We start from the raw sequence: 24268 nt of genomic DNA on the forward strand, positions 1-24268 counted from the left end.
AAATTTTCTACGAAGATATAAAAATCAGTTCAGTTCAACTTTAAGTAAAGTTTAATAAAAAAGCGACTATTCTTATGGAAATAGTCGCTTTTCTTATAGATTTTAAACCAAAAATTAATGAAGGTTTGTAACTTTACTTTGTTCAACTACAGCAGTAAAATCATTTGCTAAACGATTGCCATAATCCTCTAACAATTCTAAAACTCTTTCTTGTTTATCTGATTTGACAATAAGACCCGCATGATATTCCAGTGGAACTTTAAAACAAACTTCCGGATCTGAAAACGATGTTAAATTAGGATGTTGGAATTTAGACAATGTCAAAACAATACCGGCATATCCTTTTTTTACTTTTGGTAAAATGTATTTAGATTCTTTGACCAATCCATTTTCAATTGCTGCCCATTCTTTCCATAAATTGATATTGGAAGCTTCAGCAACCATTTCGGCTAAATGCGCTCCTCCTACTCTTGAGGATGTTTCCAAAAAGTAAATCTGACCATCATCATTACTTTTTATAAACTCCGTATGCGCAGCACCATGTTTCAAGCCAAAGCCTTTCATCACTTGCTCATTTAGTTTTTTTATCGCTTTGTCATCATCAGAATTGTATTTGATATTAGCAGAGCAGAAAACACCGCCTCCTTGTGAAATTTCCATTGGTGTTGCCAAATATTTTGAAGTCAAACTAAAGATTACTTTACTTTCCGAAATCAAACTATCACAGTGATAAACATCGCCTGGTTTAAATTGTTCGATTAAATATTTGAACCTGTTATTCCCCATTTCATTGATGTGAATCCACAAACTCTCTTTATCAAACACTTTTATAATTCCTGATGCCGATGCTTCAGAGCGTGGTTTCAGAACCCATGGAGCCGGAATTGTATCCGCAAAAGTGTTGATGTCATGGTCATTAAATAACGAACAAAAAGCCGGAATAGGAATTCCACAACTTTTAGCTCTCATTCGCATGGCCAATTTATCTCTAAAATAACGTCCCGTAGTTTGTCCCATCCCATCAATGCGAAGATTTTCCCTGAGATACGTAGCTTTTTCAACATCATAATCGTCCAAAGCTACAATGGCATCAATTTTAGTTGACTTCATAAAATTACCAACACCTAACAACAGATGTTCTAAATTCCAATCGACATCCTGCCCTTCCATATAAAAAATCTCATCAATATATTGATGTGGCCATGGTTTATCCCTCAGTTTTTCGCTCGTCACTAAATAGACTTTGTTGCCTGACTTTTTTAAATTAATTAAAAAATCGGCCCCTTTGAAATAATTTGAAATACAAAGAAACGTTTTAGAATTTTCCATAGGTTATAAATTTTCAATGAATTTAGTTAATAAATGGACACCAAATGCTGTTGCATGCTTACTTTTAGCAAATTCATCATCGCCAAATGCTACTCCAGCCACATCCAAATGTGCCCAAGCTTTATGTTCTTGCGTAAAATATTCTAAAAATTTAGCCGCACTTATGGCTCCAGCAACCGCTTTTCCACTAAAATTCTTGACATCGGCAATATCACTTTCAATATCTGATTTATATACATCCCAAAGCGGTAATGGCCACAAACGCTCCCCAATTGCATCTCCATTTTCTTGTAGCTTCTTAGCCATTTCTTCGTTATTGGTAAACAAAGCACCGCATTCAAAACCAAGTGTAGCCACGCTGCTTCCAGTCAATGTAGCAATATCAACAATATATTCCGGTTCGAAATTTTTAATCAAATAGGACAATCCATCAGCTAAAACTAGTCGGCCTTCAGCATCTGTATCGATTATTTCTATAGAATGTCCGCTGTAACTGTGGATTACATCGCTGGGCAAAAATGATTTTGCGTCCACAGCATTTTCGGCACAAGGTACAATTGCGGTTACTTTTACAGGTAATTGCAAATCAGCAATTAGTTGCATCGCACCAAAAACAGCACCACCTCCAGCCATATCACACTTCATGTGAAGCATTCCTGCTGTTTTTATATTCAATCCTCCAGTGTCAAAAGTGATTCCTTTTCCTACTAATCCAACATGTTTTATATGTGGGACTTCTTGTTTAGGAGTGTAATTCATGATAATGAACTGAGGCTCATTTTCACTTCCTTTTCCTACCGCTAAAAAAGCACCCAATCCAACTATTTTTGAAGCATCGTATCCCAAAACTTCAACCTCAAATCCATATTGATCTCCTGTTTCTTTTGCCCATTTAGCTAAATATTTTGGATTAACAGTATTAGGCGGCAAATCGACTAAGCTGTATGTTGCTAATTGTGCTTTGGCAATTTTAATTCCTTTTTTGGCTGCAGTCAAATAATCTTTTTCTGAAATCAAACTCAAATTAAAATCGGGTTCTATAAATGGATGTGTTTTTTTGTCTAATTTAAAATGACCTAAATCATACGTACCCAAAAGCAAACCTGAAACCATAGCTTCAATCTGGTTTTCAACGAATTCTTTCGGTATCACTAAACCTACATTCGAACTGAAATTATCTTTTTGTTTCGATGAAATACGGCGAAAAATAGTTTTCAAAGATTTATAATCTATAGTTTTTCCTAATCCAATGAAGAGATACGTATTATCATTTTCTTCAGCTAAATAGTGAGAATCTTTTTTTCCATAAAAAACTTTAGAAGAAATTTCCAAACCATTGAATGTAATGGGAACAATACTTTTTGAGTAGGTTTCAAAAACTGGAATCAAAATTGTGCCTGAAAAATTATCTGAATTTGTAATTGTCGTTGTTGTCATTTTCTTGTTTTTTTATAGCTAACTGATTAAATGCAATAGCATTGCCTGATACTTTTTTGTTTTATATTCAATAAATCACTTCTCTACGGATTTTTTGTATTAAAAAATAACCATTCAATGGCTTTAGGAAATTCATCACTCCAATAGGTTTCACTATGTTTTCCTTGCCTGTTTATACTTAAATTAATGTTCGAGTTTTCTTTCACAAATTCACTTGAAATCAAATCATTCTGAAACTTATTTACATGCTCAATCATGGTTTTACTTTCATCACCGCCAGCATATAAATACACTTTGGTATCAGCAGTATTCGCTTTCTTTGGGTCAATTTTTAATTCCGGAACAACCCACAATGACGGGGAAAAAATCATTAATTTTCCATACACTTCAGGATTTCTTAATCCACTAAAAATACTCACTAATCCGCCCATCGAGCTTCCTCCAATTCCTGTAAATTCCCGTTCCTTTTTGGTTCTAAAATGACTGTCTACATAGGGTTTTAATGTGTCCGTTACAAAGCGAATATATTTCTTACCTTGTCCTTTTCCCAAAACTGTTTTCCCAACATTATATTCTTTTATACGATCTTCTTCGGCGTGTTCTATTGCAATTATTATAATTTTTCCAATTTTATACTCGGACATAACTGCCAATTTCTTATCAATTTCCCAATTGCCAAATTCAGCAGTTTCATTGAATAAGTTTTGAGCATCCTGTAAATACATCACCGGATAACTTTCACTTGAATTGTCATAATCATGTGGTAAAAGTGCCCAAATTTTTCTGGTTTTGTTGAGTTGCGGAATCTCAAATTCATCAGATATCAACTGCACTTGTGGCAAAAAAGATTGTTTAAAAGGAAGCCAATTTTTTCTCCATCTCGCAACGTGTTCGTTTTGAATTCCAGTATGCGCTATTGTGGAGCGATTTTCGGTTCGATTTCCATGGCTGTCAATCTCTACTTCACTCCAATCCCCTTTTGTGAATTTATATAAAAGCTCATTTGGGTAATCAAAATCGTGCGAAAATTTATAATGATACGAACTGTTTCCTATTTTCTCCATCAGAAAATCTTTATCCTGTGTGCGCCAATTATTAAAATTTCCAGAAATATAAACCGGTCGTGCATCATCTTCATCAGTAGTCAAGATTATATGCAGTCCAGTATTTATTGTGGAATTATTTGTATCAGCATTAAATGTGGTATTATCTGAATTCATTACTTGCATGCACTACTTTAAATTTTTTAAATAATAGTAAATATAGTGGATTGTATTTGGAAATAAAAGAAAAAAGGAAACCCAATAGCGAATCAATTTTGCTATTGGGTTTTTTATAAATGAAATTTAAATATACTAATTTTTCTTTTGGCGGCTTTTCAAAACTTCAACAACATCATCTAATTTAAAACCTTTAGCTTGCAGTAAGATAAGATAATGAAAAAGTAAATCGGCACTTTCGCCTAAGAATAAATCGTCATTCTCATCTTTTGCTTCGATTACGACTTCTATCGCTTCCTCGCCTACTTTCTGAGCGATTTTGTTCATCCCTAATTTGAATAAGGAAGCCACATAACTTTTCTCAGAATCCGCATTTTCTCTTCGAAGTTGGATTGTATCTTCTAAATCTGAAATAAAACCATATTTTCCTTTATTTTCACCATTCCAGCATGTATCAGTTCCTTTGTGACATGTTGGCCCTTCTGGTTTAACCTGAATCAACAACGTATCATTATCGCAGTCGTTTTTAATGTCAATCAGATTCAAAAAGTTGCCGCTTTCCTCGCCTTTTGTCCAAAGTCTTTGTTTGGTGCGACTATAAAAAGTTACTTTTTTAGTATCAACTGTTTTTTGATAAGCTTCGGCATTCATGAAACCCAACATCAAAACCGTTTTGGTTTCGCTGTCTTGAATTATGGCTGGAATTAATCCGTCTGTATTTTTTGAGAAATCTATGTTCATATTTTTAAGTATTAAGTCGTAAATATTAAGTCGTAAGTACTAAGTTGTAAAATATTAAGTAGTTTAACCTTAATAATTCATACTTAAAACTTATTACTTAAATACGTACTTCGATATTGTTATTTTTAAGGGCTGTTTTTAATGTCTTGATTTCAATTTCTTTAAAATGAAATACGCTCGCGGCCAATGCTGCATCTGCTTTTCCGTCCAAAAAAGTATCTACAAAATGTTGTATGTTTCCCGCACCACCAGAAGCAATAATAGGAATATTTACTAATTCCGAAAGTCTAGCCAAAGCTTCATTAGCAAACCCGTTTTTAGTTCCGTCATTATCCATTGATGTGAATAAGATCTCGCCTGCTCCACGTTCTTCGACTTCCTTTGCCCAATCAAATAAATTCAATTCTGTAGGTACTTTTCCGCCCACTAAATGAACAATCCAATCACCATCAATCTGCTTTGCATCAATCGCAACAACGACACATTGACTTCCAAATTTTTGTGCCAGATCATTAATCAACTGCGGGTTTTTGACTGCCGAGGAATTAATGGAAACTTTATCAGCTCCGTTTTGCAATAAAACTTCCACATCTTTTACAGATGAAATTCCACCACCAACAGTAAACGGAATATTAATAGTTGAAGCGACTTTACGAACTAAATCAACTAAGGTTTTTCTTCTTTCTTCGGTTGCTGAAATGTCTAAAAACACCAATTCGTCTGCTCCTTCATCAGAATAGATTTTAGCTAATTCAACCGGATCTCCCGCATCCCGTAAGTCTACAAAATTAACACCTTTTACGGTTCTTCCGTTTTTTATATCGAGACAGGGAATAATTCTTTTTGTTAACATTTTTCTAAAATATAATTTTCCAATTGTTTCAATGAAATTCGTCCTTCGTAAATTGCTTTTCCGATTATCGTTCCTTCACAACCTAATTCAGCTAGTTTTGGCAACTCGTCAAAAGTAGAAATTCCTCCTGAAGCAATTAATTTTATTCCTTTGGCTTCCGCCAAAATTTTAGCGTATAAATCGAAAGAAGGTCCTTCAAGCATACCATCTTTGGCAATATCCGTACAAATTACGTACTGAATTCCTTTGCTTTGGTAATCCTGTATAAAAGGAACCAAATCTTCGTTTGAATCTTCCAACCAACCTGAAACAGCTACTTTTTCATTATTAGCATCTGCTCCCAAAATGATTTTATCAGAACCATATTCTGCAATCCATTTTTCGAATAGTTCTCTGTTTTTAACGGCAATACTTCCACCTGTAATTTGATACGCACCACTTTCAAACGCAATCTTTAAATCGGAATCCGATTTTAATCCACCACCAAAATCAATTTTCAATTTGGTTTGTGTAGCTATTTGCTCTAATATTTTATAATTCACAATCTGGCTTGATTTGGCTCCATCCAAATCAACTAAATGCAAGTATTCAATTCCGTGCGCTTCAAATGATTTTGCCACTTCAAGCGGATTTTCATTATATATAATTTTGGTATTGTAATCGCCTTTTGACAAGCGAACACATTTTCCTTCTATGATATCTATTGCGGGTATTATTCTCATTTATTTATAATTTAAAGATTTAAAAATTGAATTATTTAAAGATTGACATTGTTAGTTAAAGAATTTTTTGACTCTCTAATTTTTCAATCTTTGAATTTTTCAATCCTTTAATTTTAAGAAATTTGCCAAAATTTGTTCTCCAACATCACCACTTTTTTCTGGGTGAAATTGTGTTCCATAAAAATTGTCTTTCTGTAAAGCTGAAGCATATTCAACTTCATAATCAGTTGTAGCAATTGCTTCAGGGCAATTAGGAGCATAAAAACTATGCACTAAATACATGTATTCATTTTCATTAATTCCTTTGAACAAATCCGATTTCAAATTGTAAATTTGGTTCCAGCCCATCTGTGGCACTTTTACTTTTGGCGTGAATTTGATCACATCAACATCAAAAATTCCTAATCCTATGGTATTCCCTTCCTCTGATTTGTTGCACATCAATTGCATACCCAAACAGATTCCTAAAACGGGTTGTTTCAAGGTTGGAATTAACACATCAAGACCGCTGTCAATAAGCATTTTCATTGCAAAACTAGCTTCGCCAACACCTGGAAATATCACCCGGTCAGCAGCCTTAATTTCTGTCCAATCGTTACTCAAAACAGCCTCAAAACCTAACCTTTCAATAGCGAATTTTATGCTTTGAATATTTCCTGCGCCGTAATTTATGATTACTATTTTCATTTTAGTTTTGTTTCAAGTTTAATATTTAAAGTTGCTCGGGTTAACCTGAAACTTTAAACTTTAAACAATTTTACAACATTCCTTTCGTGCTTGGCAAAATCATCTTCTCCGTATCCCTTTTTACGGCTACTTTTATAGCTTTTGCAAAAGCTTTAAAAATAGCTTCTATCTTGTGATGCTCGTTAGTTCCTTCGGCTTTGATGTTGATGTTAGCTTTAGCACCGTCCGAGAATGATTTGAAGAAATGATAAAACATCTCCGTAGGCATTTTACCTACCATTTCTCGTTTGAATTCGGTTTCCCAAACCAGCCAGTTTCTACCTCCAAAATCAATGGCTACTTGCGCTAAACAATCGTCCATTGGCAAACAAAAGCCGTAACGTTCAATACCTAATTTATTTCCTAAAGCTTTCGCAAAAACTTCTCCAAGCGCAATCGCAGTGTCTTCAATCGTGTGGTGTTCATCAACTTCTAAATCTCCTTTTACAAATATTTCCAAGTCCATTTGTCCATGGCGAGCAATTTGGTCCAGCATGTGATCAAAGAAAGCAATTCCGGTATCGATTTTGCTTTTTCCTGTTCCGTCAAGGTTTAAATTAATGAAAATATCAGTTTCATTCGTTTTTCTAGAAATGGTTGCAGAGCGTTCCTCTAATTTCAAAAACTCATAAATAGTTTTCCAATCAGTAGTTTGCAAGGCAATAACCGAATCCAATTCATGTCTTTTTGAAGATATTTCATCACCTCCCAAAGCTTCATCTCTGTTAATAAAAATCGCTTTTGAACCTAAGTTTTTTGCTAATTCTACATCTGTTATTCGGTCTCCAATGACGAATGAATTCTCTAAATCATATTCTGGATTATTAAGATATTTGGTCAACATAGCAGTACCAGGCTTGCGAGTTGGCACATTTTCGTGTGGAAATGTTTTGTCAATTAAAACTTCTTTGAAAACAACACCTTCATTTTCAAAAGCTTTCATGATCAAATTGTGAACTGGCCAAAAGTTAATTTCCGGATGAGAATCCGTTCCTAAACCATCTTGATTCGTAACCATTACCAATTCAAAATCCAATTCTTTAGCTATTTTACCAAGATATTGAAAAGCGTTTGGATAAAATTCTAATTTTTCAAAGCTGTCTAACTGATAATCATGTGGTTCTAAAACCATGGTTCCGTCACGGTCTATAAAAAGTATTTTTTTCATTAAAAAAAGTTTAAAGTTTAAGGTTTAAAGTTGTTTTAACACCTCAATTAATTTCATATTTTCTTGTTCAGTTCCAACAGTAAAACGCAAACAATTATCGCATAATGGTTGGGTGGTGCGGTTCCGGATTACAATTCCTTTTGCAATCAATTCAGCGTATCTTTTATTGGCATCATCTACTTTTACTAAAATGAAATTAGCTTCTGTTGGATAAATTTTTTCGATAAATTTAACATTAAGTAATACTTTAAGTAATTCCTCTCTTTGTGTTATAATAGAGTCGATTTCAAATTTTATTTTTTCCGGATTGTCCAATCGTTCCAAAGCTTTTTTCTGAGTCAATTCATTTACATTATACGGTGGTTTAATTTTGTTTAAAACCAAAATTACTTCTGCAGAGGCATAACAAATTCCCAATCTAATACCTGCCAAACCATACGCTTTTGATAGTGTTTGAGTAATGACAAGATTTGGATATTCATCCAATTCATTGATCCAACTATCTTTCTTTGAAAAGTCAATATAGGCTTCATCAATAACCACTAATCCTTTGAAATTTTGCAAAAGATACGCCACACTTTCATCCGAAAAGGAGTTTCCGGTAGGATTATTTGGAGAACACAAAAAGATTATTTTAGTGTTTTCATCAACAGCCTCCATGATTTTTTCAATTTGCGGTTGAAAGTCTTCTGAAAGTAAAATTTCTTTGTTTTCTACTGCATTAATATTCGCCAAAACACCATACATTCCGTAGGTTGGTGGCAAAGTGATTACATTATCTGTTTTTGGTTCACAAAAAGCTCTGAATAATAAATCTAATACTTCGTCACTTCCATTCCCCAATAAAATTTGATTCGTTTTGACATTTCTTTGTTTTGCCAAAACCTCTTTCACACTTATTTGTTGTGGATCCGGATAACGGTTTACACCATTTTCAAACGGATTTTCATTGGCATCCAAAAAAATCATATCAGCGGTATCAAAATCCTCAAATTCATCACGAGCCGAAGAATAGGGTTTCATTTGCTTGACGTTTTCTCTGACCAAATTATTTATATCGAAATTATTTTCCATCTTCAATCGCTTTTAATCGTAATGTAACTGCATTTTTGTGTGCTTGTAATCCTTCCGCTTCTGCCATGATTTCTATCGCTTTCCCAATGTTTTGTATTCCTTTTTCCGTTATTTTTTGGAAAGTCATCGCTTTTGTAAAACTATCCAAATTTACACCGCTATAATTCTTGGCATAACCATTTGTTGGCAATGTATGATTGGTTCCTGAAGCGTAATCTCCAGCACTTTCAGGCGAGTAATTCCCTATGAATACAGAACCTGCATTTTGAACGCCATTGCTGTAAAAATCATCATATTCAGAGCAAATAATAAAGTGTTCTGGTCCATATTCATTGATTAAATCCAAAGCAATTTTGTCATTTTCAACAAAAATCAATTTAGAATTCGAAATGGCTTTTTCGGCAATGGCTTTTCTTGGCAACGCTTCCAATTGTATTTGGATTTCTGTTTCTACGGCATCAATTAATTTTTTGGAAGTAGAAACTAAAATAACCTGACTGTCCGCTCCGTGTTCTGCTTGGGATAACAAATCCGAAGCTACAAAAGCCGGAACTGCAGTATCGTCAGCAACAATCAGTAATTCCGATGGACCAGCCGGCATATCGATTGCGACACCAAATTGTGTAGCTAATTGTTTTGCTACAGTCACAAATTGATTTCCGGGACCAAAGATTTTATATACTTTCGGAATTGTTTCCGTTCCAAAAGTCATTCCTGCAATAGCTTGAATCCCTCCTACTTTTAATATTTTTGTCACACCACATAAATTTGCAGTATACAAAATCGCAGGATTTACAACTCCATTTTTATCCGGTGGTGAGCATAAAACAATTTCGTTACAGCCTGCAATTTCTGCAGGAACAGCAAGCATCAATACTGTAGAAAATAATGGAGCAGTTCCGCCAGGAATATACAATCCTATTTTTTGAATAGGTCTCTTTTCCTGCCAACAGTTAACTCCTTCAATTGTTTCTACGACAACTCTATCTGTTTTTTGAGCAATATGGAATTTTGAAATATTAGATTTGGCTAACTCAATAGCTTCTTTCAACTCTGGAGAAACGGAAGCAATAGCATGCTCAATTTCAGCTTTAGAAACTTCAATAGTATCGATTTTGACACCATCAAAAAGCGACGTATATTTTGCAACAGCAACATCACCTTTCTTTTGAACTTCATTGAAAATTTCTTTTACAGTGGCTTCAATGTCATCAATAGTTTTGGTAGGACGCTCTAAAATTGAGGACCAAGATTCTGCTTTTGGATTGTATATTTTATTCATTTTTAATTTTATTCAAAGATTAAATAATAGAATTATTCGTTTTTAAACTCATAATCCATAACTCACAATTTAAAATCTTAAAGCACCATTTTCTCAATTGGGCAAATTAAAATACCTTCGGCACCCGCTTCTTTCAATTGATCAATAACATCCCAGAAAGTATCTTTATCGATTACAGAGTGAACACTGCTCCATCCCTCTTGTGCCAAAGGCAAAACCGTTAAACTTCGTAATACAGGAAGAATTTTACCAACTGCTTCAATTTTGTTATTTGGGACATTCATCAAAATGTATTTTGATTTTCTTGCTCTTAAAACAGATTCGATTCTGAATTTTAACGTATCAATAATTTTTTGAGATTCAGGACTTACTTTTGGAGAAACAGCTAAAACCGCTTCACTTTTAAAAATAACTTCAACCTCTTTTAGATTATTCTTGAATAAAGTACTTCCGCTGGAAACAATATCAACAATAGCATCAGCTAGACCAATGTTTGGAGCAATTTCTACTGAACCTGAAATTTGGTGAATGTCGACTGTTACGCCTTTTGAATTAAAAAAATCAAGCACTGTTTTAGGGTATGAAGTAGCAATACGCATACCATTTAAATCTTGAACGGATTTGTAATCAAATGCTTTCGGAACAGCAACAGATACTTTACATTTTGAAAAACCTAATTTTTGAATTACTTCAATATCCCCGCCTTTTTCAACTAAAAGATTATCCCCAACGATAGCAATATCTACAACTCCATCAATCAAATATTGAGGAATATCAGAATTTCTTAAATATAAAACCTCTAACGGGAAGTTGGATGCTTCGGCTTTTAATTGGTCGATTCCGTTATCTATTGAAATACCTGCATCTTTTAAAATTTGAATGCTGTCTTCGTTTAAACGTCCTGATTTTTGAATTGCAATTTTTAATGTACTCATTTTGTCTTTTTTGTTTTTGTTTTTGTTTAAAATAATTTGATTGAGTACAAATATTGGGTAATAAAAAACCCGTTTGATGTACTCAAACGGGTTTTTAGAATATGATGATTTACACACATACCATTAACACATCGCTTGAGAGCAATAATGAAAATGATGATGATGTAATTGTATTGTAAACATGTGTTTTATTTTTCTCTGCAAATATAAAAGCTTTTTTAATTAAAAAGCAATTAATACTTTAACTTAATATAGTTTTTTTGTTAAAATACTTTTTTTATTCCTTTTCCTCCTCCTTTGTAGGGCTAATTTGCTCTGCATTACTGCCTACTGCTGTACTGTCGGTTCTAATTTCAGTATGTCGAACTTCTCCACCTGTTGTACCCGTTTGTTGTGCAAAAAACACGGCGATTATTGCAACTACTGTCGCTATATAAGAAACAAGCTTTGCTTTTGGTTTGTTTTTCAAATTAGAATAAAGGCCAAAAAGCGATGTAATTGCCAACGCATATAAAACAATTGCTAATTTTTCGGCCATTTCTTCGTGTTCATGAATAATTGCTTTTCCTATTCCAGGGAAATCTTCCACCATTTCCTCTGCTCCTTCGCCAGTAGACATGCTAAAAAAGCCAAAAACAGCTGCAATGACAAATAATATGTAAGCTGTATTTTGTACGGACTTGTTCTTGAGTACTAATCCTGCGATTAAAATTCCGAGTCCAAGAATTGTTCCAATAATTGGAAAATGGTTTACAACCATGTGTAAATGGGCATCATTCATAATTTTTAATTTAAAGTTTATATTCTATTGATTTATAAAAAACTAATTTTTTTATCCTGCTAATGAAACTCCAATCAAGGAACCTATTCCATAAGTTACAGCTGCAGCCAACAATCCAAAAGAAACTTGTCTAAATCCAGAAAATAAAATGCTTTTTCCTGTCAATAAAGTTATTGCAGCACCAATTCCAAAAAGGCCAATAACACTGCTTCCTACACTTAATAAAATTGCATTTTTTCCGTCTAAAAACATAAATGGATATAATGGAATAATGGCTCCAATGGCAAAAAGTACAAACGAAGCTGTTGCTGCTTCCCAAGCTGATCCTCCTAATTCTTCTTTGTCAATTCCCAATTCCTCCGTAATAATTGCATCTATTGCTGTTTGAGGATTTTCAAAAGCTTTATCAGCCAGTTTTTGTGCTTCGATAGCATTCATTCCTTTGGCCTGATACAATAAAACCAATTCTTTTTTCTCTTCTTCGGGAGAAGCTTCCAATTCTTCGGTTTCCAAATCAATTTGGCGCTGGTTTAATTCTCTCGAACTTTGTACCGAAAGCCATTCGCCCAAAGCCATTGAAATTGCTCCTGCCAACAGTCCCGCAATGCCTGTTAACAATATCGTATTATTAGAAACAGCCGCACCGGCAACTCCCATTACCAAACTCATATTTGAAACCAATCCATCATTGGAGCCTAAAACGGCGGCACGCAATGCATTTCCGCCTACTGATTTATGCCTACTTTCAAATTTGGACAATAAGCCACCGGAAACATTCAAGGCAGCATTATTATTTACCGCTTCAATAATATTAAGATGATTGTGCTCAAAACCTGTTGGTTTCTCTCCGCTTTTAAGTTTATTTTTAATTGAATTTACGGCAAACTGCTTTTCAATACTGGAAAGATTGCTAATAATAGAACTGTAACCAAAGATTTTACCCAACTTCAATTGGAATTTTGCTCTTCCTGAAGGCGAAGGCATTTTATAATTTGGTTCCAAAGTCAACACTTTATCAAACATGTGTTTCGCGTGTCCTTTTTCAATTTCACCCAAACTCAATAATACTCTTGAAAGATTATCATCCGATTGAATGGCAGCAATGCTATCATACAAAAAGGCAGTATCAACCTCTGTTTGCAACTGATCTTTAAGTTTTTTCAAGTCCATTTTATTTACTTTTTAATTAATTAGCCAAATCGAAAACACCTTTTGTCAAAATTCTTGAAGAATCATTAATTGCAGTATTTGGAAGTATTTCGACGAAATTTTCAGACTTTTCGCCCACCGTAACGCTTACTTTCTTGAACGAATATCCATTTTTTTCATTATCTAATAAAAGTACGAAATTTTTGTTGTTTTCAGTAACTAATGCTTCAGAAGGAATTGCTAAACCTTTTTTGGAATCGATAATTATTTCAGCTTCTACAAACATTCCCGTCAATAGTTTTTGTTTTATGTTATCGTCTAAATGCCCATGAATATTAATCGTTCTGTCATTTCCTTCTATTGATTTTCCAACCAAATGTACTTCGGCATTAAAAACATCTTTAGAAGCTTCAGGAACTTTGAAATGTATTTTTTGCCCAATTTTTACATTCAAAATATCTTTTTCAAAAACAGCCAATTCTAAATGCAAGTGATCCGTATCTACAATTTCAAGAATCACATCCGAAGGTGCTACATACATTCCCACATTGGCATTCATGATTACGATATCACCCGTTATTGGAGAAAAAATAGTGATTGTTGAAGTCAAAATTCCTTTCTCTACATTTCTAGGATTAATGTTCAAAAGCATTAATTTGGCACGTAAACTTTGATGCATTGCTTTGGCTCTTCTGTAGTCACTTTCGGCTTTTAAGTAGTTTTTTTGCGAAGTGATTTTTTCATCATACAACGTTTTTTGCCTGTCATATTCCGATTTCAAGAAATTTAGTTGCTCGGCCACTTCCATATAATCTTTTTGAATATCAAGAAATTCCGTGTTTTGTAGCGTTAATAAAGCTTGTCCTTTTGTGACTTTATTTCCAACCAAAAGCGTTGTGGATTTCACATAACCACCCATAAAAGTATTTACCTTCGCTCTGTTTTGTGGTGGTACGTCAATTTTTCCGGATGCTTTTACCGTAACATTAAAATCCTGTTCTGTTGGAGTCCCAATCTCCATTCCTGAAGATTTGAATTGAGCAGAAGTTATAGTTGTCAAACCATTGTCTTTTTGTTCCACTTCCTCCGTTTTCGATTCTTTACAAGAAAATAAAACAAGAGATAAAGCGATTATATATAGAGATTTTTTCATTAGTTATTATTTAAAAATTTAGGTATTGTAAATCTAATTGGGTTTGGTTGAATTGTAAAATGGTATCTAAATAGTCCACCTGAATGGTTGTAGCATTTTCTAAACTTTGGATGTATTGGAAAAAATCAATTTCACCATGTTTGTAGCTATTGTTTCCTACTTTTATAATCTCATCCGATAATTTTTTCCCGTATAAGTTGTAGTAATTTATCGCTTCCTGATGCTTCGCTAATTCATTCTTTTTTTGATTAATGTACTTCTCTATTTTTACTTCTTCATTTTGCTTTTGTTGTTCCCAACTTTGTAATTCTAGCTGTGCGACTTTACTTTTAGCAACTTGTCCCGAAAATAAAATCGGTACTGCTAAACCAACTTGAAAACCATACAACGACTGTGATAAACCGTTATTTTTTCCTTGAAAATAATCCAAGTTAATATCCGGCAACCAATGTTGTTTTTGTAGCTTTATTTGGTTTTTATAATTTTCAGTAACACTTTCTAAATAAGCAGTATAAAATAATTCACTTGTTGCATCAGTAAAAGTATTTAAAGGTGTAATTGAATTACTATTTATTGTTATTATTTCATCGTTTTGAAGCAAGGATTGCAACAGTTCGTATTGTGCTTTTTTGTCATTCTCAATTTGCGAAAGCTTGGTTCTAATTTGTCTGAATTTAGCTTGAGCCGTAATTTTTTCCAGATAATTGGTTTCTCCTAATTCAAAACGTCTGTCGCTTGCTTTAGAGAAATTTTGGTACAAACTATCCAAATACTGATACAGTTTTTCTTGATGTTGCAAATAAACGATATGCTGATACGATTTAGAAACAGCCAATGAAAGTTTGTTTTTTTGAATATCAAAATTGGCTTTTTCCCTTTCATATTCAGAAGAAAATACTTTTTTCTGCGCTCCGTAAACCGTTGGAAAAGAAAAACGTTGCTGTACGCCAAATACTCGTAAAGGCTCATTATTTAGTGCCAAATTATTTTGATCGTAACTGTAATAAATATTTGTTTTATCAAAAGTATTTGCCGTTTTGATATTGGCTTTTGTTTTATCCACTTGCAATTGAGCCGCTTTAATTCCTTTATTATTTTGAATTGCTTTCGACAATAAACTATCCAATTCCGGATTAGTATTTTGAGAAAAAGCCCACGAAGAACTCAACAATAACAAAATGATATAAGTAGCACTTTGATGCTTCTTAAACTTCGCTTTTTTGAAGGTTTGACTATCAAAAACCTTATATAAAATAGGCAGCACAATCATCGTCAAAATAGTTGCCGTAAACAATCCGCCAATGACTACCGTTGCTAATGGTCGTTGCACTTCTGCTCCAGCCGAAGATGAAATTGCCATGGGTAAAAATCCTAATGCGGCAGCCGAAGCGGTTAATAAAACCGGACGTAATCTATCTGTAGTTCCTTTTAAAATTAATGCATCGATGTCTTTCATGCCTTGGTGTTTGAGTTCTTTAAAATGTTCGATTAGGACAATTCCATTTAATACTGCAATTCCGAAAAGCGCTATGAATCCAACGCCTGCCGAAATACTGAATGGCAAATCTCTAATCCATAAAAATAATACACCACCGACTGCTGATAAAGGAATCGCTGAATAGACCATTAACGCTTCTTTTACGGAGCCAAACGCAAAATACAAAAGGATAAAAATCAAAAATAATGCGATAGGAACTGCAATCATCAATCGGGCTTTGGCGCTTTGTAAATTTTCAAATTGTCCGCCATATTTCACGTAATAACCAGCTGGCAATTTAACTTGATTGTCCACAATTTTCTGAATATCGGTCACTACACTTTGTAAATCACGATTCCGAACGTTGATTCCCACTACAATTCTTCTATTGGTATTGTCTCGAGAAATTTTAGCGGGACCTTCGGTATATTCGATAGAAGCCAATTCACTCAACGGAATTTGTTCTCCGTTTGGTGTTGGTACATATAAGTTACGTAAATCTTCAACATCATGGCGATTTGCTTGATCCAAACGAATTACCATATCAAAACGTTTCTCGCCCTCAAAGACATTTCCAACGGTTTTTCCGGCAAAGCCCAGCGCAATCATTTCGTTCAAATCAGCAATATTCAAGCCGTAACGAGCAATTTTTGAACGGTCATACACCACTGACATTTGTGGCAAACCTTCTGTTTTTTCGATAATAATATCCGAAGCGCCTTCTACTTTTGCAATAGCATTTTTGATTTCGTGTGCTTTTTGTGCCAAAATATTCAAGTCTTCGCCAAAAACTTTAACCGCCACATCAGATCTTGTTCCAGAAATTAATTCGTTAAAACGCATTTCGATAGGTTGCGTAAATTCGATTTCCATATTCGGGATTTGTTTTTCCAATGCTGCTTTTATTTTATCTGCCAATTCATCTTTGGTGGAAGCTGAAGTCCATTCTGATTTGGGTTTCAATTTTACAATAATATCACTTTCTTCCATAGACATTGGGTCTGTAGGCACTTCGGCAGCTCCAATTCTGCTGACAACTTGTGTGACTTCCGGGAAGTTATTGAGGATAATTTTTTCTATTTTGGTCGTTATGGCTATTGTTTTTGTTAAAGATGTTCCCGTTTTTAAAACCGGCTGAATCACAAAATCACCTTCGTCAAGCGTAGGAATAAATTCTCCTCCCATGGTTGCAAATAATCCTACGGCCAGCAATAATAATCCTAATGCGCCATACATTACTTTTTTGGTATTGCTTACCGCCCAAGTAATAATAGGCAAATACCAGGAATTCAGTTTATGGATTAATTTACTGGATAATGAATTTGGATTTTCTGCTTTTGGTTTTAGAAATAAAGAAGAAACGACCGGAACATAGGTAAAGCAGAAAATCATTGCGCCTAATAAAGCAAAACTAAAGGTCATTGCCATTGGTTTGAACATTTTACCTTCAATTCCGGATAAGGATAGAATTGGAATAAAAACAATCAGGATAATCAATTGTCCAAAAATAGCCGAATTCATCATTTTGGAAGCACTTTTATAGGTAATTTGGTCAATTTCCAACTGGCGTTCTTCCTTGCTGAGATTTACTAAATGAGCGGATTTACTGGCGATTTGGAAAGCTATGAACTCAACAATAATTACAGCACCATCGATAATTATTCCAAAATCAATAGCACCAAGACTCATCAAATTGGCATCGATACCAAAAATATTCATAAACGAAATGGCGAATAACAAACACAACGGAATCACAGAAGCCACGACCAATCCGGAACGCCAGTTTCCCAATAACAGAATGACAACAAAAATTACGATTAAACATCCTAAAATCAAGTTTTCGGCAACTGTAAAAGTCGTTTTTCCCACTAATTCGCTTCGTTCCAAAAATCCATTAATGTAAACACCATCAGGTAATGTTTTTTGGATTTCGGCAACTCTATTCTTAACATCATCAATTACCTGTTTAGAATTTCCACCTTTGAGCATCATCACTTGTCCCAAGACTTTTTCGCCTTCGCCATTACCTGTAATTGCACCAAAACGGTTGGCATGACCAAAACGAACTTGTGCTACATTCTTGATATAAACGGGCAATCCATTAGCATTTGCAACAACAATATTCCCAATATCTTCCAGCGAATTTACTTTTCCTTCGCCTCTGATAAAATAACTTTGGTTCACTTTTTCGATGTAAGCGCCACCGGCAATACTATTGTTTTTTTCCAGCGCTGTAAAAACATCAGCTGTTGTAATATTCATCGCTTTCAAACGTGAGGGACTAATCGCGATTTCGTATTGTTTTAAAAAACCACCCCAAGTATTAATTTCTACAACACCTTTTATTCCCGATAATTGACGTTTTACCACCCAATCCTGTATGGTTCGTAAATCAGTAACGGAATAATTATTCTTAAATTCTGGTTTTACTTCTAAAGTATATTGATAAATTTCTCCAAGTCCCGTAGTGATTGGTCCCATTTCTGGTGTTCCAAAACCTTGCGGAATTTTCTCAGAAGCAGTTTTTATTTTCTCCGCAATAAGTTGCCTTGGAAGATAGGTACCCAAATTTTCATCAAAAACAATCGTTACAACTGATAAACCAAATTTTGAAATAGAACGAATTTCTTTGACACCTGGCAAATTCGCCATTTCAATCTCAACAGGATACGTGATAAACTGTTCAATATCTTGTGTAGAAAGGTTACGAGAAGTGGTAATTACCTGAACTTGGTTGTTCGTCACATCAGGAACTGCTCCAATGGATATTTGGAAAACAGAAAACAAACCAAATCCGAAAACCCCTAAAGTAAAGAGTAAGACAATCAGTTTATTTTTTAAGCTAAAAGCAATAATTTTTTCGAGCATTTTTATCTTATTTATACTTCAAAAGTAAAGTTTAAAGATAAGGATTTCCTTAAGAACTACTTAAGGTCTGCTTCAAATAAACTTAAAATTACAGTGGTTCCATTATTTTCTTTACTGCTAATTGCAATTTCAATATTGAGTAAAGAACACAATCTTTTTACGATAGACAATCCTAAACCTGTTCCTTTTATTTCTGGATGATTAGTGGATTTTGAGCGGTAAAACTGATTGAATATTTTTTCTAAGTCCTCAGCGGGTATTCCAATTCCAGAATCAGTGATCTGACATTCAATTTTAGAATCCATAGTTTTTATGGTAACTTCCAGATTCCCGTTTTGATTCGAATATTTTAATGCATTCGATATCAAATTATTAATCACTATCGAAAATAAATAATTATCAGTTTCTAAGTAATAATCCTGATCAAATTCAGTCGAAACAGTGATTTTTTTGGATTGAATTACAGTAGAATATCGAGCAATAGTATCTAAAAATAAAGCATTTAAATATACTTTCTCCGTTTTTAAGGTTTGCTTTTGGTTTTCAAATCGAGCCAATAAGAGCAACTGATCTACCAAATGATTCAACCGATTGACTTCTGTAACACAAAAGTTTATTTTTTCTTGATATTCTGAGTGATCTCTAGGTTTCCGAATTAAAACTTCCAAAGTTCCTTTGATTACAGTTAGTGGCGTTCTTAATTCATGCGATGCATCAGAAGTAAATTGCTTTTCCCTTTCAACGGCAGTTTCTATTCGGTCTAATAAATTATTAATGGTTTGAGATAAAACAAACAATTCGTCACGGTTTTGCGGTAACGGAATTCGGGATGTCAAATTATCTTTGGTAATAATATTAGAAGTTGTGATAATGGAACTAATCGGTTTTATGCTCCTTCCAGCGAAAAATCGAGCAATAAAAAACAACAATATCAGAATTACAGGATAGGCAATTATCAATACTTCGGATAAATTGTTGAGTACCATCGTAGCATCTTCGAGTGACATGGCAATTATGATGTAGCCAATAATTTTTGTTTTTTGATAAATAGGAACCTGAATTTGACGGATTGCGTTATCCGCTAATTTGGTATCAAAAAGTTTGTTTTCTGCATTTTCTTTATCAAAAATTAAAGTAGATTTTTTAAGATTAGGTGATTTTTCAATCACATTTCTATTTTGATCTACAAACTGAATAAATACCGGATTTACGTCTAGCGTGTTGTGTTCCCGTTCCTTCCATTCTTCCTCATGAATCAAATGAAAACTATCGCCAACAATTACAATTTCAGTAAGGTGTTTGTCAACTTCACTCGTAATATCGTTATTAACATGACTGTACACACTGAATTTAACAATAGAATAAATGATAAAGAAAACCACAAAAATCAATAAAGCTGTGGTAACAATATAGTTAGAAGCAATTCTATTTTTAAAGGAAAGTTGTTGCATTTTTATTTAATCGTTAGCAATATAACCTACACCACGAACTGTTTTTATGTAGTCTTGTTCAATTTTTAAATTTAATTTTTTGCGAATCGCATTCATAAAAACATCAATTACGCCGGTGTCATATTCAAAATGAATGTCCCAAACGTCTTCAATGATCTGAGTTCTAGTACATACTTTTCCTTTATTTTTCACCAAATACGTCAATAGTTCAAATTCACGCTGCGTCAATGCCACTTCAATTTCATTTACTAAAACACGGTGTTGTGGAATATCAATTTTGATGCTGCCAAGAGTCAGAATTTCATCTTCATTTTGGTTTCTGAAATGAATTTTGATGCGTTCTACCAATTCATCAAAACTAAAAGGCTTCTTGATATAATCATTGGCACCAGCTTTCAATCCTTCAATTGTTTCTTGAACGGTATCTTTTGCTGTCAGAAAAATGATTGGAGTCGTAGTGTTTTTTAATCGAATGGATTTACAAAGTTCTAATCCAGTCATTTTTGGCAACATCCAATCCAATAAAATCAGATCAAAATTTTCCTTTTGTGACAACTCAAATCCTTTCAAACCATCAGAAGCACTGGTAATTGTATAGCCTTCCTCCTCTAATCCTTGTTGCAGAAATTGAACAATTCCGGCTTCGTCTTCTACAATTAATATGTGCATTTTTATCTTTTTGTAAATTTAGGTTTTATTGCATTACAAATTTGAAAGCAATGGTAGCAATATTAGCATTCAGATTATCACTTCGTTTGTAATGATTGAATCTAAAATCAATATTTTTCAGACCAAATTTCCAAATTTTTCCCGCAGTAAAAATATCGGTGTAATTTACACCAAAACCGTATTGATTTGCATCAAATGTAGCTAAATCAGCATCTGAAGTGTAGAATTTTTCCGTTGACAAATGGGTTTCGTAAGGGGCATAATATTTAGAAGCAGTTTGTGTATAATAACGATACATTGGAAAAACAGTAAATTTATCCGATAATTTCACAGGAAGTTCTATACTGGCGGTATGCGATTGAATGTCCCAGTTATCAGAATAAAAACGATAATAGGTTCGCAATATAAATCGCTCATTGATGTAATAATTCAAACGTGCTCCAACAGGAAGTTTAAAACGAGAATCCGGTAATCTTTCGATATCATCCGCTAATTTGTAGACTCCAGCATTACTTGTACTTTCATAATTGCTGATATATTCCGGTTGTCCAATGTAAAAATTCGCTTTATCAGCAAAATAAATACGGTGATAAGGAGACGACAATAATCCTTGTTGCTGCAATACATCAAAGAAAACAGAAACTTGTAATTTCTTGTTTAAAACCTGAGAAAAACCTACAGAAGCTGAGAACGAATTTCGATTAACCGCATTTACTGTTTGAAACGCAGACGGCAAATAATTGGTTGTCGAAACTCCGTTTTGATCCAAAACCGAAACTCCGCTAAAGTAGCCTTGATTTAAAAAATTAGAACCATATTTTGAATATTCGTGCAGTTCAGTAGGATAAATAGGTCTCCATTGGTCCAAATACGCATTTACTTTCAAGCTCAATTCCGTATTTTTTTCATTAAAAAGACTTGCGATTCCTCCGCCAAAACCAACAGAAGTATAATCGTATTCATTTGAAAAAGAAACATCTGTGTTCCAAATAAAATTCCTGGAATCACTGCTGTGACTATAATTGGCAACAACAGAAACCAGCTGATCACTTTTTGAAGCACCCGAAGAAGCTTGCCAAGGCGTTCCGTAAGGTCCGGTAGCCGCCGCTTTACTTCCTGCTACTCTATCATCGTCACCGTCTTCGCCACCACCAGAAGCTCCCGTGGAATTAAATGGATTTATATTACTGGAAGATGCTGATGAATAGGCTGATATTCCTAAATCAATAGTCAAAACATCATCATCATTCAAGGGCATTGCCACGACAATATTGGAGGCAACATCAGTCAGTTTCTCCGAACCAATTCCACCTGAAACGGCTGATTTTGATCCGTCTTGATTGTAATAACTGGCTAAAAAGTCAACTTCCGTACTTTCTAACACTCTTTTTTTGAAAACCGGTTCTTTGCTGTTTTCTTGAGAGAAAGCAGTTGCCGTAATTAGGATAAAAAGAGATAAAATTTTTATTTTCATTTTCTAATTGATTGAAATTTACAATCTGAATTGATATTTTAAATTAATTGCAACCGCAACCGCCACCTGATTTTCCACCATTGGCACCTGCAGCAGCTTCACGATATACTTGAAAAGACGTTTCATAACGCTCAGCTGTTCGTGCGGAAAGCTTCATATCAGGATCATTTATTTTCTCTTTTTCATATTCTTTTACGGAACTGCACGATTGCAAAATCAAAAGTGTAAAAAACACAAAGGCTATTTTTTCTTTCATAATTGTATTTTTTAATTAATTATATTTTTTTATGTCAATTCCTTTCGATGAATGAATTTTGCCTTTATCATCAACAATAATGCATTCAAGTCCTTTAATTTGATTTACTAAATCCAAGCCTACTTCTACTCCAAGGACAAAAATTCCTGTTGCCATGGCATCAGCGATTTCTGTTTGTTTGGCAAAAACAGAGACACTGACCACACCTTTTGCCGGATAACCCGTTCTAGGATCAATAATATGTGAATAACGGATTCCATCAAAAATCACATATTTTTCATAACTGCCAGAAGTTTCCACCGCGCTGTCTTCTATTGGGAAAGTGGCGAAAATTTTATTCTTATTCAAAGGGTTTACAATTCCTACAGTCCAAGGTTTTCCATCCGGCTGTTTTCCCCAAGCATTAATATCGCCAGAAACATTTATAATTCCAGAAACACAGCCTTTTGAAAACAATAAATCTTTCACTTTATCTGCAATATATCCTTGTCCAATACCACCCAATCCTAATTTCATTCCTTCTAATTTTAGAAAAATGGTGTGTTCTTTTGGATTTAAAATAATGTTTTTATACCCAATTTTTGCAACTGATTTCTTTATAGCTTCTTCAGTTGGCATTACTTTCATCGAACCATCAAACTTCCATATTTTATCCATCGAAGCATACGAAATATCAAAGGCTCCATTGGTAATTTGGGAGATTTTTATCGCTCTTTCGACCAATTCAAAAACTTCAGCGTCTACTTTTATTGGTTTTATTCCTGCATTGCGATTGATTTCTGAAATTTGTGTCGTTGGAATCCAATCTGAAATTAAATTTTCAATTCGTTTTACTTCGGCTACAGCCAAATCAATATATTCGTTGGCTTTTATAGTGTCTTTTGCAACAGCAGTAACCTCAAAAGGACTTCCTAACATAAACAACTTTCTCTTGTGCGTAATTTGAGAAGTAGCGATTACACTTACGAACAGCAAAATTATGAAGAGTATTTTTTTCATTATTTCTCAAAGGAATGAATGATTTGTATGTATTCTTGCGGAGTTACGTTTTTGTAACCAGTAATTCCTAATACACTTCCTGATTTATCCAAAAGCAACACTAAAGGAAAATTTCCTGATTTGTTATATTGCTCTGCTAATTTTTTATTGCTGGCAGTTAGTTCAGCTGATAATAAATTTGATTTCTTTTTAGGAAAATCAGCTTTATAGATTACCCATTTTTGCTCAGCCTCCTTTTTAAAATCTTCCGATTTCCAGATTGTATTTTCTAGTTTAATACAAGGTGCGCACCAATCTGATCCTGAATACACGAGAAGAATATTTTTGTTTTCTTTATTGGCTTGCATTTTTGCTTCTTCAAAATTCGTTTTCCAGTTTTGAGAATAGCCTAAAGTTCCTATGAAAAGGAACAAAATTATAATATTTTTTTTCATCGTAATGACATTTTACATTATGAAGTAAAATTATTCATTTTATACCAAATCAAACCTCTAGTTTCCTGAT

The 24268-nt window shown here is 34.0% G+C and carries 21 protein-coding genes; all 21 read right to left on the minus strand.

Translation table 11 applies throughout. The features are described from left to right. Window positions 1–114: 114 nt before the first annotated feature. Window positions 115–1329 (minus strand): ATP-grasp domain-containing protein, encoded by a 1215-nt coding sequence (locus DR980_RS03375; protein ID WP_113633849.1) that lies wholly within the window; start codon window positions 1327–1329, stop codon window positions 115–117. 3 nt (window positions 1330–1332) lie between these two features. Continuing rightward, on the minus strand, window positions 1333–2766 hold the full coding sequence (locus tag DR980_RS03380; RefSeq protein ID WP_113633850.1) for a leucyl aminopeptidase family protein: 1434 nt from the start codon (window positions 2764–2766) through the stop codon (window positions 1333–1335). Between the two features lie 83 nt (window positions 2767–2849). Continuing rightward, on the minus strand, window positions 2850–3995 hold the full coding sequence (locus DR980_RS03385) for an alpha/beta hydrolase (RefSeq protein WP_317047916.1): 1146 nt from the start codon (window positions 3993–3995) through the stop codon (window positions 2850–2852). A 126-nt stretch (window positions 3996–4121) separates the two neighbouring features. After that, the gene (gene hisIE / locus DR980_RS03390) at window positions 4122–4727 is read right to left on the minus strand and encodes a bifunctional phosphoribosyl-AMP cyclohydrolase/phosphoribosyl-ATP diphosphatase HisIE (protein ID WP_113633851.1); all 606 of its coding nucleotides are present in this window, start codon (window positions 4725–4727) and stop codon (window positions 4122–4124) included. 97 nt (window positions 4728–4824) lie between these two features. After that, window positions 4825–5580, minus strand: a complete 756-nt coding sequence (gene hisF / locus DR980_RS03395; RefSeq protein WP_113633852.1) for an imidazole glycerol phosphate synthase subunit HisF — start codon at window positions 5578–5580, stop codon at window positions 4825–4827. Beyond that, window positions 5574–6302, minus strand: a complete 729-nt coding sequence (gene hisA, locus DR980_RS03400) for a 1-(5-phosphoribosyl)-5-[(5-phosphoribosylamino)methylideneamino]imidazole-4-carboxamide isomerase (RefSeq protein WP_113633853.1) — start codon at window positions 6300–6302, stop codon at window positions 5574–5576. Before hisA ends, hisF begins: the two co-directional genes overlap by 7 nt. Window positions 6303–6401: 99 nt before the next feature. Then, window positions 6402–6989, minus strand: coding sequence for an imidazole glycerol phosphate synthase subunit HisH (hisH, locus tag DR980_RS03405; protein ID WP_113633854.1), 588 nt, complete (start codon window positions 6987–6989; stop codon window positions 6402–6404). Between the two features lie 70 nt (window positions 6990–7059). Next, window positions 7060–8196 (minus strand): bifunctional histidinol-phosphatase/imidazoleglycerol-phosphate dehydratase HisB, encoded by a 1137-nt coding sequence (gene hisB / locus DR980_RS03410; RefSeq protein ID WP_113633855.1) that lies wholly within the window; start codon window positions 8194–8196, stop codon window positions 7060–7062. 24 nt (window positions 8197–8220) lie between these two features. After that, window positions 8221–9270: a histidinol-phosphate transaminase gene (hisC, locus tag DR980_RS03415; protein ID WP_113633856.1), complete on the minus strand. Its 1050-nt coding sequence runs from the start codon at window positions 9268–9270 to the stop codon at window positions 8221–8223. Beyond that, window positions 9260–10552 (minus strand): histidinol dehydrogenase, encoded by a 1293-nt coding sequence (gene hisD, locus DR980_RS03420; protein WP_113633857.1) that lies wholly within the window; start codon window positions 10550–10552, stop codon window positions 9260–9262. Before hisD ends, hisC begins: the two co-directional genes overlap by 11 nt. Before the next feature lie 77 nt (window positions 10553–10629). Continuing rightward, the gene (gene hisG / locus DR980_RS03425; RefSeq protein ID WP_113633953.1) at window positions 10630–11487 is read right to left on the minus strand and encodes an ATP phosphoribosyltransferase; all 858 of its coding nucleotides are present in this window, start codon (window positions 11485–11487) and stop codon (window positions 10630–10632) included. 277 nt (window positions 11488–11764) lie between these two features. Next, on the minus strand, window positions 11765–12268 hold the full coding sequence (locus DR980_RS03430; RefSeq protein WP_113633858.1) for a hypothetical protein: 504 nt from the start codon (window positions 12266–12268) through the stop codon (window positions 11765–11767). Between the two features lie 51 nt (window positions 12269–12319). Continuing rightward, on the minus strand, window positions 12320–13438 hold the full coding sequence (locus tag DR980_RS03435) for a VIT1/CCC1 transporter family protein (protein WP_113633859.1): 1119 nt from the start codon (window positions 13436–13438) through the stop codon (window positions 12320–12322). 16 nt (window positions 13439–13454) lie between these two features. Continuing rightward, window positions 13455–14570, minus strand: coding sequence for an efflux RND transporter periplasmic adaptor subunit (locus DR980_RS03440; protein ID WP_113633860.1), 1116 nt, complete (start codon window positions 14568–14570; stop codon window positions 13455–13457). 10 nt (window positions 14571–14580) lie between these two features. Then, window positions 14581–18915, minus strand: coding sequence for a CusA/CzcA family heavy metal efflux RND transporter (locus tag DR980_RS03445; RefSeq protein ID WP_113633861.1), 4335 nt, complete (start codon window positions 18913–18915; stop codon window positions 14581–14583). A gap of 56 nt (window positions 18916–18971) precedes the next feature. Beyond that, complete coding sequence (locus tag DR980_RS03450; RefSeq protein ID WP_113633862.1) at window positions 18972–20366, minus strand: HAMP domain-containing sensor histidine kinase; 1395 nt, start codon at window positions 20364–20366, stop codon at window positions 18972–18974. Window positions 20367–20372: 6 nt separating this feature from the next. Next, entirely contained in the window at window positions 20373–21035 is a 663-nt protein-coding gene (locus tag DR980_RS03455) for a response regulator transcription factor (RefSeq protein ID WP_113633863.1), read from the minus strand. Between the two features lie 25 nt (window positions 21036–21060). Further along, window positions 21061–22509 (minus strand): DUF3570 domain-containing protein, encoded by a 1449-nt coding sequence (locus DR980_RS03460; RefSeq protein WP_113633864.1) that lies wholly within the window; start codon window positions 22507–22509, stop codon window positions 21061–21063. A 43-nt stretch (window positions 22510–22552) separates the two neighbouring features. Then, the gene (locus DR980_RS03465; protein ID WP_206531523.1) at window positions 22553–22765 is read right to left on the minus strand and encodes a DUF4266 domain-containing protein; all 213 of its coding nucleotides are present in this window, start codon (window positions 22763–22765) and stop codon (window positions 22553–22555) included. 15 nt (window positions 22766–22780) lie between these two features. Continuing rightward, window positions 22781–23764: an FAD:protein FMN transferase gene (locus tag DR980_RS03470; protein ID WP_113633865.1), complete on the minus strand. Its 984-nt coding sequence runs from the start codon at window positions 23762–23764 to the stop codon at window positions 22781–22783. Then, window positions 23764–24198, minus strand: coding sequence for a thioredoxin family protein (locus DR980_RS03475; protein ID WP_113633866.1), 435 nt, complete (start codon window positions 24196–24198; stop codon window positions 23764–23766). The genes DR980_RS03470 and DR980_RS03475 overlap by 1 nt, the downstream gene beginning before the upstream one ends. Window positions 24199–24268 lie beyond the last annotated feature (70 nt).

Origin of the sequence: Flavobacterium psychrolimnae, from assembly GCF_003312425.1 — a bacterium.
Classification (GTDB): Bacteria; Bacteroidota; Bacteroidia; order Flavobacteriales; family Flavobacteriaceae; genus Flavobacterium; species Flavobacterium psychrolimnae.